Annotated in this window: 13 protein-coding genes; 5 read left to right on the top strand and 8 right to left on the bottom strand. The window is 73.7% G+C overall.

Going from position 1 to position 15,302, the window contains the following annotated elements:
• Positions 1-15 precede the first annotated feature (15 nt).
• On the bottom strand, positions 16-468 hold the full coding sequence (locus AB0I49_RS22140; protein ID WP_363228739.1) for a helix-turn-helix domain-containing protein: 453 nt from the start codon (positions 466-468) through the stop codon (positions 16-18).
• A gap of 101 nt (positions 469-569) precedes the next feature.
• Here AB0I49_RS22140 and AB0I49_RS22135 point away from each other — a divergent pair, with 101 nt between their 5' ends.
• Entirely contained in the window at positions 570-1,844 is a 1,275-nt protein-coding gene (locus tag AB0I49_RS22135; RefSeq protein ID WP_363228738.1) for an MFS transporter, read from the top strand.
• 6 nt (positions 1,845-1,850) lie between these two features.
• Here the strand turns inward: AB0I49_RS22135 and AB0I49_RS22130 are convergent, their stop codons facing one another.
• The 4 genes from AB0I49_RS22130 to AB0I49_RS22115 all read right to left on the bottom strand — a co-directional run bounded on the left by AB0I49_RS22130 (position 1,851) and on the right by AB0I49_RS22115 (position 5,909).
• Complete coding sequence (locus AB0I49_RS22130) at positions 1,851-2,861, bottom strand: LLM class F420-dependent oxidoreductase (RefSeq protein WP_363228737.1); 1,011 nt, start codon at positions 2,859-2,861, stop codon at positions 1,851-1,853.
• A gap of 220 nt (positions 2,862-3,081) precedes the next feature.
• On the bottom strand, positions 3,082-3,966 hold the full coding sequence (locus AB0I49_RS22125; RefSeq protein ID WP_363228736.1) for a hypothetical protein: 885 nt from the start codon (positions 3,964-3,966) through the stop codon (positions 3,082-3,084).
• Positions 3,967-4,193: 227 nt separating this feature from the next.
• Positions 4,194-5,069 (bottom strand): N-acetylmuramoyl-L-alanine amidase, encoded by an 876-nt coding sequence (locus AB0I49_RS22120; RefSeq protein WP_363228734.1) that lies wholly within the window; start codon positions 5,067-5,069, stop codon positions 4,194-4,196.
• Positions 5,070-5,270: 201 nt separating this feature from the next.
• On the bottom strand, positions 5,271-5,909 hold the full coding sequence (locus AB0I49_RS22115) for a class I SAM-dependent methyltransferase (protein WP_363228733.1): 639 nt from the start codon (positions 5,907-5,909) through the stop codon (positions 5,271-5,273).
• 334 nt (positions 5,910-6,243) lie between these two features.
• Between AB0I49_RS22115 and AB0I49_RS22110 the strand changes: the two genes are divergently transcribed.
• From AB0I49_RS22110 to AB0I49_RS22100, 3 genes are all read left to right on the top strand, one after another.
• On the top strand, positions 6,244-7,779 hold the full coding sequence (locus tag AB0I49_RS22110) for a SpoIIE family protein phosphatase (RefSeq protein WP_363228732.1): 1,536 nt from the start codon (positions 6,244-6,246) through the stop codon (positions 7,777-7,779).
• Between the two features lie 134 nt (positions 7,780-7,913).
• Positions 7,914-10,097 (top strand): acyl-CoA dehydrogenase family protein, encoded by a 2,184-nt coding sequence (locus AB0I49_RS22105; RefSeq protein WP_363228731.1) that lies wholly within the window; start codon positions 7,914-7,916, stop codon positions 10,095-10,097.
• A gap of 193 nt (positions 10,098-10,290) precedes the next feature.
• The gene (locus AB0I49_RS22100) at positions 10,291-11,481 is read left to right on the top strand and encodes a lipid-transfer protein (protein ID WP_363228730.1); all 1,191 of its coding nucleotides are present in this window, start codon (positions 10,291-10,293) and stop codon (positions 11,479-11,481) included.
• A 140-nt stretch (positions 11,482-11,621) separates the two neighbouring features.
• Here AB0I49_RS22100 and AB0I49_RS22095 read toward each other — a convergent pair whose 3' ends face one another.
• From AB0I49_RS22095 to AB0I49_RS22085, 3 genes are all read right to left on the bottom strand, one after another.
• The gene (locus AB0I49_RS22095; protein WP_363228729.1) at positions 11,622-11,972 is read right to left on the bottom strand and encodes an SH3 domain-containing protein; all 351 of its coding nucleotides are present in this window, start codon (positions 11,970-11,972) and stop codon (positions 11,622-11,624) included.
• Positions 11,973-12,230: 258 nt separating this feature from the next.
• On the bottom strand, positions 12,231-12,854 hold the full coding sequence (locus AB0I49_RS22090; protein ID WP_363228728.1) for a response regulator transcription factor: 624 nt from the start codon (positions 12,852-12,854) through the stop codon (positions 12,231-12,233).
• Positions 12,851-14,044 carry a sensor histidine kinase gene (locus AB0I49_RS22085; RefSeq protein WP_363228727.1) on the bottom strand — a complete coding sequence of 398 codons (1,194 nt, stop codon included), beginning with the start codon at positions 14,042-14,044 and terminating at the stop codon, positions 12,851-12,853. The genes AB0I49_RS22090 and AB0I49_RS22085 overlap by 4 nt, the downstream gene beginning before the upstream one ends.
• Positions 14,045-14,411: 367 nt before the next feature.
• On the opposite strand from AB0I49_RS22085, the gene AB0I49_RS22080 reads away from it, so the two are divergent.
• A complete protein-coding gene (locus AB0I49_RS22080; RefSeq protein WP_363228726.1) occupies positions 14,412-15,266 on the top strand; it encodes a MaoC/PaaZ C-terminal domain-containing protein in 855 nt (284 codons plus the stop codon).
• Positions 15,267-15,302 lie beyond the last annotated feature (36 nt).

Below are 15,302 nucleotides of genomic sequence, written 5' to 3'. Positions count from 1 at the left end.
CCCCGTCGTCTCGAACTATTCGGCGGAGACCTTGCGGACCTCGGTGTCGTCGGGGTCCAGCAGCCGCCCGTCCGCTGACAGCACCTCCAGCGCGCGGAGGGGCCGTTCCCGCCTGCGGTCGACCAGTTCCGAGTGCGGTTCGCCGGGGGCGAAGAAGTTCTGTTCGCCCCACTGCCGCAGCGCCACGATGACGGGGAAGAGCGCCTTGCCCTTCGGGGTCAGCACGTACTCGCGGTAGGCGCTGCCGTCCGAGGCGGGGACGGTTTCGAGGACGCCGCCCGCGACCAGGGTGCGCAGCCGCGCGGTGAGGATGTTCTTGGCCACGCCCAGGCCGCGCTGGAACTCCCCGAAGCGTCGGCTCCCGTCGAAGGCGTCCCGCACGATCAGCAGGGACCACCAGTCGCCGATCGCGTCCACCGACCGGGCGACGGGGCAGTCGCTGTCGTCGAAGCGCGTCCTGGTCACCATGGCGTTCCCTCACTCTCGTCTGGGTGGTTGCAACATGCTACCAAGGCGGTTACGTTCCTTTCTGGTAGCAAGATGAAACCAGAAGTGAGGGAGGGGCGCCGATGCCCGGCAACGCTGGTGAGGCCGCGACACGGCGGGGGACGCGGCGGGGGCCACGGCGGGACGGAGCCAAGGCAGGGGAAGTCTCCGCGCCCGCCCTCTCCCGCGGCCTCGTCGCGCTCTTCGCCGTCGCCTGCGGCGCCGCCGTGGCCAACGTCTACTTCTCCCAGCCGCTCCTCGTGACCATGGGCCACGACCTCGCCATGAGCCCGGCGCTCGTCGGCAGCGTCGTCACCCTCACGCACGTCGGATACGGGCTGGGGCTCTTCTTCCTCGTACCGCTGGGCGACGTGACCGACCGCAGGCGGCTCATCGTCACCCAACTGCTGCTCCTCGTCGCGGCATTGGCGGTGGTGGCCGCAGCCCGCACGGCGGCGATGCTGCTCGCGGGCATCGCCGTCACGGGGCTGCTCGCGGTCGTCACGCAGACGCTGGTGGCCTTCGCGGCCTCACTGGCCCCTCCCGCCGGGCGCGGCCGGGTCGTCGGCCTGGTCACCAGCGGCGTGGTCAGCGGAATCCTGCTCGCCCGCACCGTCTCCGGCCTCCTGGCCGACCTCGCGGGCTGGCGCTCCGTCTACCTCGCCTCGGCGTCGCTCACCGCGCTGCTCGCCCTGATCCTGCACCGCGTACTGCCGCGGCACGGCGGGACCTCGCCGACGACCGCCCTCCGCTACGGGCAGCTCCTGCGCTCCACCGTCACCCTGTTCGCCAGGGAACCGCTGCTGCGGCTCCGCGCCCTGTTCGGGCTGCTGGTCTTCGCCGCCTTCAGCACCCTGTGGAGCAGCGTCGCGCTGCCGCTCAGCGAGCCCCCGTACTCCCTGTCGCACAGCGCGATCGGGGCTCTGGGGCTGATCGGCGTCGCCGGAGCGCTGGCCGCGACCGCCGCGGGCCGCCTGGGCGACCGTGGTTTCTCCCGGCGCACCACCGGCATTGCCCTGGCGCTCCTCGTCGCCTCCTGGCTCCCCTTGGCCTTCACCCGCAGCTCGCTCTGGGCCCTGGTCGCCGGAGTGGTCCTCCTCGACCTCGCCGTGCAGGCGGTCCACGTCACCAACCAGACCCTGATCTACGCGCTGCACCCGGCCGCGGGCAGCCGGCTGATCGGCGGGTACATGGTCTTCTACTCGGTCGGCAGCGCCACCGGCGCCATCGCCGCGACCTCCCTCTACGCGGCGGCCGGCTGGGGCGCGGTCTGCGCGCTGGGCGCCGGGTTCAGCTGCGCCGGGTTCGCGCTGTGGGCGGCCACCCGGAACAGCGTCGCCGCACCCCGAACTCCCTGAGCGCGCTCAGCTGTTGAGCTCCGCGAGCACGCGCAGCGTCGCCGGGTCCGGGGAGGTGACGAGCAGATCCGTGACCGGGCCCGCGCGCCACAGCTCCAGCCGCTCCGCGATCCGGGCGCGCGGCCCGACCAGGGAGATCTCGTCGGCGAACGCGTCGGGCACGGCGGCTATCGCCTCGTCGCGGCGGCCCTCGCCGAACAGCTCCTGCACCCGCCGGGCCGCTTCCTCGTAGCCCATGCGGGCCATCAGGTCGGCGTGGAAGTTGCGGGTGGCGTGGCCCATGCCGCCGATGTAGAAGCCCAGCATCGCCTTGACCGGCAGCAGCCCTTCGGCGACGTCGTCGCAGAGCCTGGCCTGGGCCATGGGCGCGACCAGGAAGCCGGGCGGCGCCTCGGCCAGGGCCGGCGCGTACACGTCGGCGCGGGCCGGGGACCAGTACAGCGGCAGCCAGCCGTCCGCGATGCGCGCCGTCTGGGCGATGTTCTTGGGGCCCTCCGCGCCGAGGAGTACGGGCAGGTCCGCGCGGAGCGGGTGGGTGATCGACTTGAGGGGTTTGCCCAGTCCGGTGGCGTCGGGGCCCCCGTAGGGGTGCGAGTGGAAGCGGCCGGCCAGCTCCACCGGGGCCGCGCGCCGCAGGACCTGCCGGATCACGTCCACGTACTCGCGCGTCGCGGTCAGCGGGCTCTTCGGGAACGGACGTCCGTACCAGCCCTCCACGACCTGCGGGCCCGACAGCCCGAGGCCGAGCAGGACCCGGCCCCCGCTGAGGTGGTCGAGCGTCAGCGCGTGCATGGCGGTGGCCGTGGGCGTCCGGGCGGCCATCTGCGCGACCGCCGTGCCGAGCCTGATCCGTGTGGTGTGCGCGGCGAGCCAGGTCAGCGCGGTGAAGGCGTCCGAGCCCCAGGATTCGGACGTCCAGAGGGAGTGGTATCCCAAGTCCTCCGCCAGCCGGGCGAGTTCGAGGTGGCGGGGGTCGGGGCCGCGCCCCCAGTAGCCGAGTGCGAGGCCGAGCCGCATGGTGCACACCCTCCACGGTCGTCGCGTCCGGCGCCGGTCGCACCTGACGCCGTGTCAGTTTTATGCGTCGTGACTGTACGGGCCGGGGTACGGACTCGGCAACGCCTCCGCCGCCCGGCGCCCCCGCCCCCGTCCGCCGTCCGGGCAACGCGACGGCCCCTCACCCGCGAAGTGCCGGTGAGGGGCCGTCGATGCGACGCGCGAGGCGCGCGGTGTCGCGTCAGCCGCGCTGAATGCCCGTCGTGTCCTGAAGGACGCCGCGGCGGCCGTCCTGCGTCTGGGCGATGAGCGCCTGGCCGCGCTGGTCCACCGCGAGGTACCACGTGCCGGGCGCGAGCTCGGCGATCGGCGTCGGAGCGCCGTCCTCCGCGTACAGCGGACGGGCGACCGGCACCGCGAACCAGAACGGCGCGAACTCCGGGCCGGTCTGCTGCGCGGCGGCGGGCTGCTGCTGCGCGGCCGGACCCGGCTGCTGGTGGCCGGCCATCGGCTGGCCGCCCTGGCTGTGCTGCTGCGGGCCGGGCTGGGCCCCGTACGGCTGCTGGCCGCCGGGCTGCGCCCCGTACGGAGAGGGGCCGCCGGGCTGGCCGGCGCCCGGACCGGGGTAGCCGTAGCCGGGGTTCGGGCCCACGCCGTACGGGGACGGCTTAGGGCCGGCCGCCGGGAGGAGGCCCGCCTTCAGCGCCGGGAGGCGCGGCGTGAGCACGGCCGCGGCGGCCAGCGCCAGGGTCGCGATCAGGGTGAGGATGGAGCCGATACCCGCCGACGCCTTCTCGGGAATGACCAGCAGGGACCAGATCGCGGACCAGGCCGAGGCCACCGTGAGGGCCGCGCCCCACTGGTCGAGGGAGAGCCCCGCGAGCTTGCGGCCGGCGGGCTGAAAACGCGCGCCGATGATAAGGATCGCGCCGATCAGGCCGGTCAGGATCACCGACGGAAGCACCAGGCGAAGCTCGTCCGTCGACCACGCGTTGGGGAGATCGAGCTCGCCGCAGAATCTACCGCAGTTGTCGACGGAGTAGTAGTCGAGGAACGAGGCGATGAACAGCAACACCGCTGCTCCGATCACCACGCCGTCGCCTCTAGTGAGGGAGCGGATGTTCACCTGAAATCCTTTGTCGGTCTCGTCGGTCTTCTTTGTCGCTGTCGCCGGAACGCGAGGTGCGAGGGCGCGGGGGTGGCCCCCCATCGTACGGGTGAACATATCGCCTGGACGGTCGGGGCGTCCTCATCGTTTCACCCCTGTGACACGGGCGTGGCCTGCCGCTCCTTAGCGCCTGACGCCGACTCTCAGGGGCCTCGCACCGGCTTTGCGCGGCCTTGCGCGGGTTCTCACCTCGCCAAGAAGTCCGTAATGCCGTCCGCGATACCGCGTGCCGCTTTTTGCCGCCACTTCGCGTCGATGAGTTCGGCGGCGTCCTTCGGATCGCGCATATTGCCGCATTCAATGAACACCTTCGGCACGGTGGAGAGGTTGAGACCGCCCAGGTCATCGCGGACATTCAAGCCGCTGCCGGCGGCGATGTAGTTGGCCGGGCGACTGCCCGTGGCGCGGCCGAACTCACCGGCAATACCCTCGCCCAGTACTCGGGACGGACCGACGATGGGCGAAGTGTCGGCGCCGTCCTGCTTGACGGCCGCGGGCAGAATGACGTGGAATCCGCGGTTTCCGGCGGTGGAGCCGTCTGCGTGCACGGAAACCGCCGCGTCGGCGCGCGCCGCGTTCCCGATTCTCGCCCGCTCGTCCACGCACGGCCCGAACGGCCGGTCGGCGTCATGGGTGAGCGTGACCTTGGCGCCGCGCTCTTCGAGGAGCGCCCGCATGCGGTGCGCGACGTCGAGCGTGAAGGCGGCCTCGGCGTAGCCGGCGTCGGTGGCGGTGCCGGTGGTGTCGCACGCCTTGCGGCCCTTGCCCGCTTGAACGGCGCGAGCTATTTCGGCGGTGTGGTCGCGGTTGCGGGGGTTGTGGCCGGGGTCGATGACGACGACCTTCCCCGCGAGGGGGCGCGCCCCGGCGCGCGCCGCCGGGTGGGTGGCCGCCGCGCTCGCCGCCGGGCGCTTCGCGTCGTCCTCGGAAGCGCCGCCGTCGCCCGTCGCGTCCCACGCCAGCCAGCCGGCGTAACCGAGCGGTATGAGCACGGCCAGTCCTGCGACGAGGGGGCCGACTCGGGGGCGGCGGGGCGCGGGGGTAGGTCTGCCGTTCGACACGCGGGCGATGCTAACGCCTCGCCCGGCGGCATCCGCCGCGCGTCGTCCTCCGGCACGTGATCAGCGGCCGTACGGCCCACGCCCCCTGGCCCGTACGGCTCACGGGCCCTGGTCCGTACGGCGCAGCGCGGCCCCCGCGGCGCGGTACGTGCGTGCAGGCCCCGCAGCGCGGCGGCGCGGCGGCCGGTCCCGTACCGCTCCTCAGATGCCCCGGCCCGTACGGCGCAGTACGTGCAGCGAGCGCGTCGCCGACACCTCGGTGAACGCGCCCGACTCCAGGGCGCGGCGGTAGATCCGGTACGGGGCCTGGCCGCCGTCGGCCGGGTCGGCGAAGACGTCGTGGATGACGAGCGCGCCGCCGGGCGCGACGTGCGGGGCCCAGCCCTCGTAGTCGCCGGCGGCGTGCTCGTCGGTGTGGCCGCCGTCGATGAAGACGAGGCCGACGGGCGCGGCCCACAGGGCGGCGACCTGCGGGGAGCGGCCGACGACGGCGACGACGTGCTCTTCGAGCCCGGCGGCGTGCAGGGTGCGGCGGAAGGCGGGGAGCGTGTCCATCCGGCCGACCTCGGGGTCGACGACGTCGGGGTCGTGGTACTCCCAGCCCGGCTGCTGCTCCTCGCTCCCGCGGTGGTGATCGACCGTCACGGCGCTCACCCCGGCGCCCCGCGCGGCGTCGGCGAGCAGGATGGTCGAGCGCCCGCAGTACGTACCGACCTCGACCAGCGGCAGGCCGAGCCGGGCGGCCTCCTCGGCGGCGGCGTGGAGGGCGAGGCCCTCGTCGAGGGGCATGAAGCCCTTCGCCGCCTCGAAGGCGGCGAGAATCTCGGGCTTGGGCGCCATGGTGTCCTCCTGGGACTGGGGCTGGGGCTGGGCGGCCCCATCGTGCCGGATCGCGCCCGGCCGCGGGCCACGGGGCCCCGCGGCCCCGGGGCGCGCGGACCGTGCGGCGCGCCCGGTGTTCCGATGTGCGGTGCCGAGTCGCTAAGTGAGCGTAATGGAACGGTAGTTGCGCAAGTGACGGTCATAATCGGACATGTCGGTGGAGGGGCGGTCCGGAGGTGCTCCAATAGCCGCACCTCGAAGGGGGCCCCGACAGGGGCGCGCTCCGGGGCGCGGTGAGCCGTGGCTCTCGCCGATCGGACACGGGCATGTCATGCGAGGTGGGGCACCGGTGATGTCACAGGAGACGCTGCTATGCAGCGCGGGTGGGCACGAGCTGCTCCGAGGGGTGGTGGAGTCCTCCGACGACGCGATCCTCATCAAATCCCTGGACGGGGAGATCGCCTTCTGGAACGCCGCCGCGCAGCGCCTGTACGGGTACAGCGCCGCCGAGGCGGTCGGCCGGCACGTCGGCATGCTGGTGCCGCCGGAACTCAAGGACGAGGAGGCCGGGCTGCTGGAGCGGATCGGCCGGGGCGAGCGGATCGAGCACTACGAGACGCGGCGGGTCACCTGCGGCGGCCGGGTGCTGGACGTCGAGGTGACGCTGTGGCCCGTACGGACGCGGGGCGGCGCCGTCACCGCCGCCTGCTCGCTCACGCGGGACATCACCGACCGCAAGCGCGCCGAACGGGAACTGGCCGCGCTCTACCAGCAGCAGCGGCACGTCTCGCTGGCGCTGCGCCTGATGGGCGTCTCCGAGGTGATCCCCGGCACGTTGGCGGCCAGCCGCTATCTGCCCTCGACGCGGGGGCAGGGCGTCGGCGGGGACTGGCTCGACCTGATCGACCTGGGCGCCGGGCGGGTCGGGGTGGTCATCGGGGATGTGATGGGGCGCGGCCTGGACGCGGCCGTCGTCATGGGGCAGCTGCGCTCCGCGGCCAGGGCGCTGGCGCTGGCGGGGGTCTCGCCGTGCGAGCTGATCCAGGCGCTGGACGCGTTCACCTGCGGGATGCCGGAGCAGTTCGTCACCTGCGTCTATCTGGAGGCCGACCCCGCCCGCGGCACGCTGACGGCGTGTTCGGCCGGGCATCTGCCGGTGCTGCTCGTCGGGCCGGACGCGACGGTCGGCGCGCTGCCGGTGCCGATCGGCACTCCGCTGGGGGTGGGCGGGCTGCCGCACCAGCAGGTGAGCGTCCCGATCGGGCCCGGCGTGACCCTGGCCCTGTACACCGACGGGCTGGTGGAGACCCCGCGCAGCGACATCGACGCCCAGCTGACGCTGCTGACCGCGACGCTCCAGGACGTCTTCGCCACGGCCGTGAGCCTGGAGGAGGCCGCGGACCGGGTGCTGGAGGCGCTGCTGCCGGGCACCACCGCGTACGCCGACGATGTGACCCTGCTGCTGGTCGGCTTCCCCGCGGCCCCGCTCGCGACGGCCTCGGTGGAGCTGGCGGGCGAGACGGCCTCGGTGCCGGCCGGGCGCCGGTTCCTGGTGCGGGTGCTGCGGGAGTGGGGGCTCAAGGCGCTGGAGGACGTCGCTCCGCTGCTGGTCTCGGAGCTGCTGACCAACGCGGTCTGCCACGTGGGCGGTCCGATCGGCCTGCGGCTGTGGCGCAGCGCCCGCGAGCTGGGCGTGGAGGTCGCCGACGGCGGTTCGCCCCGCCCGCGGGCGCGGATCGCGGCGGCGGAGGAGGAGTGCGGGCGCGGCCTGCTGCTGGTCGAGGCCCTCGCCGATGCCTGGGGCACCCGGCCCGAAGCCACCGGCAAGGCGGTCTGGTTCACCCTGCGAACGGCTCCGGACGCGGCGGAGTGCGCGGTGTCCTGCTGATCCGGTGGCGGTGCCGGCGGGCCCCGCCCGCCCCGCCCGGACGGCGGAAGGCCGCCCCCCGGCCCGTACGCCCGCGCCCAGCGCGCTCGGTATCTGACCTTCCGTCAGAATGAAACGTGTTCTAGTCTGCGCGCATGGGCATCGGAATCACGCAAGAGCAACGCGAATTGGCACAGGCCGTCCGCGGCTGGATCGCCCGCGCCGTGCCGCCCGAAGAGGTGCGCAAACTGCTCGACGCCCCCGGCGGCGGCGCCGGGCGGCCCGCGTGGTGGGCGGGGCTCGCCGAGCTCGGGCTGCTCGGTCCGCATCTGCCGCACGAGTGCGGGGGCGACGGCGGCGACCTGCTGGACCTGGCGGTGGTCCTGGAGGAGACCGGCCGGGCCGCGCTCCCCGGCCCCTATCTGCCCACCGTGCTCGCCTCCGCCCTGCTGGCCGCCGGGGACCGCCCCGACCTCGCCCGCACCCTCGTCGACGGGAAGCGCGCCGCGGCCGTCGCCCTCGGCGCCGGTTCGCTGACGGCCGTCGCGACCGGCGACGGGTACGTACTCGACGGCGCCGCGCCACCCGTGCTCGGCGGCGCGGACGCCGACCTGATCCTGCTGACCGCCGAGGCCGCCGACGGCCCGCTGTGGCTCGCCGTCGACGCCCGGACGCTGACCGTACGGGCCCACGACAGCGCCGACGCCACCCGGCCCACCGCCGAGATCACGGCCGAGGGGACCGCCGTGCCCGCCGCGCGGACCGTGGCCGTGGACGGCGGGCGCGTCCGCGACCTCGCCGCCGTCCTGTTCGCCGCCGAGGCGTGCGGCACCGCGGACTGGGCGCTCTCCACCGCCGCCGAGTACGCCAAGGTCCGCGAGCAGTTCGGCCGCCCCATCGGCCAGTTCCAGGCCGTCAAACACCTCTGCGCCGACATGCTCGTACGGACCGAACAGGCCCGCGCCCTGACCTGGGACGCCGCCCGCGCGGTGGACGCGGAGCCCGGCGCGCGCGCCCTGACGGCGGCCCTCGCCGCGGCCGCCGCGCTCGACGCCGCGTACAGCTGCGCCAAGGACTGCATCCAGATCCTCGGCGGCATCGGCTTCACCTGGGAACACGACGCCCACCTCTATCTGCGCCGCGCCACCGTCGCCCGCCAGCTGCTCGGCCCCGGCGCCGCCCACCGGCTGCGCGCCGCCCGCCTCGCCGCCGACGGGGCCCGCCGCGAACTGCGCCTGCGACTGCCCCCGGAGGCCGACGCCCACCGGGCCCGGGCACGGGCCGCCATCGAGCCCGCCCGCGGCCTCGACCCCGCCGCCGCCCGCCGCGTCCTCGCCCCCGCCGGCTACGCCGCCCCGCACCTGCCGCCCCCGTACGGACTCGGCGCCGGGCCCGTACAACAGCTCGCCGTACAGCAGGAGCTGGCGGCGGCCCAGGTCAAGGTCAGCGACCTCGGCATCGCCACCTGGGTGGTGCCCTCCCTCATCGCCCACGGCTCCGAGGAGCAGCGCGACCGCTATCTGCCGCCGACGCTGCGCGGCGACCTGCTGTGGTGCCAGCTGTTCTCCGAACCGGGCGCCGGCTCCGACCTCGCCTCGCTGCGCACCAAGGCCGTCCGCACGCCCGAGGGCTGGCGGATCAGCGGCCAGAAGGTGTGGACGTCGGCCGCGCAGTGGGCGGACCACGGCATCCTGCTGGCCCGTACCGACCCCGACGCCCCCAAGCACAAGGGCCTGACCTACTTCGTCGTCGACATGAAGCGGACCGAGGGCATCGACATCCGGCCGCTGAAGGAGATCACCGGGGACTCCCTCTTCAACGAGGTCTATTTCGACGACGCGCTGCTGCCGCCCGACGCCGTGGTCGGCGAGGTGGGCGACGGCTGGCGGGTCGCCCGCCACACCCTGGGCAACGAACGCGTCCACATGGCCGACCAGCTGACCTTCGGCACCGGCCTGGAGACGCTGATCGCGCGGACCGGGGACGCCGACGGATCGGTGCGCGAGCGGGTCGGCGCGCTCGCCGCCGAGGCCCACGCCCTCGCCTGCATCGGGCTCCGCACGACCCTCCAGCAGACCATGGGCCTGGAACCCGGCGCGGGCGCCAGCATCCGCAAACTCGTCCAGACCCCGCACCAGCAGAAGGTCGCCGAACTCGCCCTCGAACTCCTCGGCCCGCAGGGCGCGGTGCGCGAGGGACCGGGGGAGCGGGCCCTGCACGGCTTCCTGATGTCCCGCTGCCTGACCATCGCGGGCGGCACGACGCAAGTACAGCTCAACGTCGTCGCCGAACGGCTGCTCGGCCTGCCCCGCGACCCGGAGCCCCGCCCCCTGATCTAGTGCCCCTCCCGGCAAGCCACGCCCCGTCGCGCCGTCCGGCCCGCACGCTCGCGGCGTCGGCCACAAGCCCTGGCGGCTCCGCCACAGGGGCTCCCGGCCGCCTCGCGCCCGTACGCACCGGACGACGCTCCTTCCGGGCAGGCATCGCCGGTCACGGCACTGGCCCCGCCCCCTGATCTGAGGAGCTTGTCGTATGAAGGCGTACATCGTCGGCGTCGGGATGACGAAGTTCGAGAAGCCCGAGAGCCGCGACTGGCAGTACTGGGACATGGCCGAGGAGGCGGGCTCCAAGGCGCTCGCCGACGCCGGGATCCCGTACGAACTCGTCGAGCAGGTCCCCGTCGGCTACTGCTACCAGGGCTCGACGGCCGGACAGCGCGCGGCCTACGGGCTCGGCCTGACCGGCGTCCCCGTCTACAACGTCAACAACAACTGCGCGACCGGCTCCACGGCGCTGATGATGGCCCGCCAGTTCGTGGAGTCCGGCGCCAACGACTGCGTGCTCGCGCTCGGCTTCGAGAAGATGAAGAAGGGCGCGCTCGGCGGCGGCGCGGACGGCGGCGACTTCAAGACCTCGCCCGTCGCCCGGCACTACGGCGTCATGGCCGCCCGGCACGGCTTCGAGCAGACCCCGCCCACCGCCCAGATCTTCGGCAACGCCGCACGCGAGCACATGGAGCGGTACGGGACCACCGCCGAACAGCTCGCCGCCGTCGGCGCGAAGAACCACCGGCACTCGACGGGAAACCCCAACGCCCAGTTCCAGGACGCCTACTCGGTCGAAGAGGTACTGGCCGCCAAGACCATCCACCGGCCCCTGACCAAGCTCCAGTGCTCACCGACCTCGGACGGCTCGGCCGCCGCCGTCGTCGTCTCCGAGCGCTTCGCCGACCAGCACGGCCTGAGGGGACGGGCGGTGGAGATCACCGCCCAGGCCATGACCACGGACACCGAGGAGAGCTTCGCCTCCGGCTCCTGCGTCGACGTCGTCGGCAAGCCCATGTCGCGGGCGGCGGCCCGGCAGGTCTACGAGCGCTCCGGGCTCGGCATCGAGGACGTCGACGTGATCGAGCTGCACGACTGCTTCTCCGTCAACGAACTCATCACCTACGAGGCGCTGGGGATGTGCGCGGACGGCGAGTCCGGCAAGCTCGTCGCCGACGGCGCGACGACATACGGCGGCCGTTGGGTCGTCAACCCGTCCGGCGGACTGATCTCCAAGGGCCACCCGCTCGGCGCGACGGGCCTCGCGCAGGCCGCCGAACTGGTCTGGCAGCTGCGCGGCGAGGCAGGCCCCCGCCAGGTCGAGGGCGCCCGCACCGGGCTCGCGCACAACATCGGGCTGGGCGGCGCGGCCGTCGTCACCCTGCTGCGCAAGCCGTAGCGGCCCCGCCGCGTGCACGGCCGGCCTGCCGCCCGGCATGCCGTACGCCCCGGCCCACTCGGAATCCGGAGGCCGGGGCGCACGGGGATCGCGGGGCGCGCGGCGTACGTGCCGCAAGCGGCCTCAGCCCGCGCCGCGGGTCAGCACCAGGCCGGCGCCCGTCCGATATTGCGGATGTAGCGGGCGGAGGACCACCCGTACGTACCGTCGCTGAGCAGGTACCAGCGCGGGTTGCCGCGGATGTTCTGGCCGTTGACCTTGCACACGATGTGCACGACCTTGCCGTACCCGTGCTTGCCGATCACCTTGTAGTGGGTGCTCGGGCCCGTACGGACCAGCAGGCCGGTCTTGGCGATGACGCGGCCCTTGTACGGGGCGTGGCCGTCGCCCGCCGGGGCCGCGGCGACGGCGGGGCCGATCGCGGTGGCGGCGGCGAGGGCGCCGGTGGCGGTCACGAGGGCGAGTTTGCTGAGCTTCGACTGCGGAAACATCTGCTTCCTCCTGCGAAGGGACATCCCAGAGGGATGGGACGGGGGAGCCGGGGCGTTCCGGGACGCGTGGCCGGGGCCGCGCCGCGCTGCCGCGGCGTGGTGGCCCTTCTCCGGCTGTGAGTACGGTCCATCCCGGATGAGATGTCTGCGTGCCTCACGCGCTTCACGCTAAGTATGTGGCTCTCTGTCCGCAACTCGTCACTGTGTGCGGTTGCCTGCCCGATGGCCCCCCAGGGCCCCGCAGCCCTTTGCGCCCACCTAGAGCCAGCCGTTCTGGCGGGCGGTGCGCACTGCCTCCATCCGGTTGCGGGTCCCGGTCTTCCCGATCGCCGCGGAGAGGTAATTGCGCACGGTCGCGGGGGACAGGTGCACCCGGCCCGCGATATCGGCGACGGTCGCGCCGTCCACCGCCGCCGCCAGCACGTCCCGCTCGCGCTGGGTCAGCGGATTGGGGCCCGCGCTCAGCGCCGCCGCGGCCAGTGCCGGATCGATGACCCGCTCGCCCGCCAGCACCCGCCGGATCGCCGCCGCCAGCTCCTCCACCGGCCCGTCCTTCACCAGGAAGCCGCAGGCCCCGGCCTCCATCGCCCGGCGCAGATACCCCGGACGGCCGAACGTGGTCAGGATCAGCACCCGGCACTCCGGCAGCGCCTCGCGCAGCTCGGCGGCGGCGTCCAGCCCGCTGCGCCCCGGCAGCTCGATGTCGAGGAGCGCGATGTCCGGCCGTACGTCCTTCGCCGTCGGCAGGATCTCGTCCCCGTTCGAGACCTGGGCGACGACCTCGATGTCGTCCTCAAGGCCGAGCAGCAGCGCGAGCGCGCCCCGCATCATCCCTTGATCCTCGGCGAGCAGCACCTTGGTCACCTTGGCCACCTCGGTCATGCGGTCCGGGCCTCCTGGGTCCTGTTCTCGGTCCTGCTCCTCGTCGATGCCGAACGGTCGTCGGCCGCGTCTTCTTCCGCGTCCACCGGCAGTTCCGCCACCAGACGATAACCGCGACGCCCGGCGGACCCGCTGGTCAGGGAGCCCCCTGCGGCGGCCAGGCGTTCGGCGAGCCCCTTGAGGCCCGTACCGCGAGCGGTGTCGGGCGAGGCGGCCGGGCCGCGGCCGTCGTCGGTGATCTCCAGGTGGACGCCGTCGGGCTTGCCGCGTACCTCCACCGAGCAGGTGGCCGCGCCGCTGTGCCGCACGACGTTGGTGACGCCCTCGCGCACCACCCAGCCCAGCAGCGCCTCGGTCTGCGGCGGCAGCGGCGGGCCGGACTGGGTGATCCGGGTGTCGATGCCGGAGGCGTCCAGGAGGGAGCGGGCGCGGTCGAGTTCCGTGGTCAGGCTGCCCTCGCGGTAGCCGGAGACGGCCTCGCGGATCTCGGTGAGCGCCTGCCGGCCGACGGCCTCGATGTCGGCGGCCTGGCCGAGCGCGGCGTCCAGGTCGCGGGGCGCGAGGCGGCGTACGGCCTCGGCCTTGACGACGACCACGGACAAGGTGTGGCCGAGCAGGTCGTGCAGGTCGCGGGAGAAGCGGAGCCGCTCCCGTTCGACGGCGCCGCGCGCCAGTTCCTCGCGGGTGTCGCGGAGCTGGCGCACGGCCTCGAAGAGGGAAATGATCATGGCGACGACCACGCCGGAGAGCAGGGTGCCGTACCCCATGAGCGCCGCGTCGCCCCCGTCGCCGAATATCCCGGTGATGGCCCCGGCCGAGCCGGCGAAGATGATCATCGTGACGCCCAGGGCGCGCTCCGTGCCGCGCAGCGTGACGCCCGCGCTGATCGCCAGCAGGAGGAAACAGTGGGTCCACTCGGATCCGTAGCCGATGGCGAGAGGGTAGGTGACCACGGCCTCGGTGATGAGCAGGGCTCGGGCCAGGCGGGAGTGGCGGCGCTCGTCGAAGCCCAGGGCGATGGTGCCGGAGTAGCAGACCGCGAAGACGAACAGCCCCGCGGCGGCGAGCCAGGGCAGCGGCGGCTCGCCCTTGGCGACGTCGATGGCGTTCCCGCTGATGATGAAGAGCCACGGCAGGAGGGCCCACCTGTTCGGCGCCTTGTTCGGGACGTTGGCCAGGGTGTCGCTCATGCCCACGACCTTACGCAGGCGACTGTGAGCTGGGCAGATACGGATGTCCGGGGGCGACTGTGACATTTGTACCGGTGGCCGGGGAGGGGTCGGTCGAGCCCGTTACCTGATGGGTCGTCAGTAGTGCTCTTCACAGTCGCCGGGGGATCGGCTATACATGGGCCACCGGCTAGAACGCGTTCTAGAACGGCGCGGGCGGCCGGCCGCAACGGCTCCGGCGCGATCGACGGTGCGGACGGCCGCGCCGGAGCTGCCAGTCGCCTGCCGCGCACCGCCTGCCCCACACCACCGACCGCCATCGCCTACGAACCACCCCGCACCACCGCCGTCCACGAACCGCCGCCCCGTGGCGAAGGAGCAGCACCCCATGCCCATCGATGCCGCGAAGGCCACCTCGGCCGCGCCCCGCAGTACCGATCTCACCTGGGACCACAAGGACATCCAGCTCTACCACCTGGGCATCGGCGCGGGCCGCCCCGCCACCGACCCCGACGAACTCCGCTACACCCTGGAGAGCAAGCTCCACGTGCTCCCCAGCTTCGCGACCGTCGCGGGCGCCGGCATGGCCGTCATCGGAGGCCTCAACGCCCCCGGCATCGACGTCGACCTCGCCGCCGTCCTGCACGGCAGCCAGCGGATCGAGCTGCACCGCCCCATCCCCGTCAAGGGCGCGGCCACCCAGACCTCCACCGTCCCCGCCGTCTACGACAAGGGGAAGGCCGCCGTCATCGTGCTGCGCTCCGAGGTCGCCGACGCCGACGGGCCGCTCTGGACCTCCGACACCCAGATCTTCGTACGCGGAGAGGGCGGCTTCGGCGGCGAACGCGGCCCCTCCAGCCGCCTCGAACTCCCCGACCGCGCCCCCGACCACACCGTCGAGCGCGCCGTCCGCGAGGACCAGGCCCTCCTCTACCGCCTCTCCGGCGACTGGAACCCGCTGCACGCCGACCCCGAGTTCGCCAAGCTCGCCGGGTTCGACCGGCCGATCCTGCACGGGCTCTGCACCTACGGCGTCGCCCTCAAGGCCGTCGTGGACACCGCACTCGGCGGCGACGTCACGCGCGTGCGCGCGTACTCCGCGCGCTTCACGGGCGTCGTCTTCCCCGGCGAGACCCTGCGCCTGCGCATGTGGCGCGAGGACGGCCGGGTCCAGGTGTCGGTCACCGCCGCCGAGCGGGACGACTCGCCGGTCCTCGCGGACACCGTCGTCGAGTACGCGTAACGCCGAACGGGCCGCCTTCACGGAGAACGCCCAGCA

This window comes from Streptomyces sp. NPDC050617, assembly GCF_040654795.1.
Taxonomy (GTDB): Bacteria; Actinomycetota; Actinomycetes; order Streptomycetales; family Streptomycetaceae; genus Streptomyces.
Note: the sequence above shows the minus strand (reverse complement) of the source record. Positions and strands in the feature narration are given on the sequence as shown.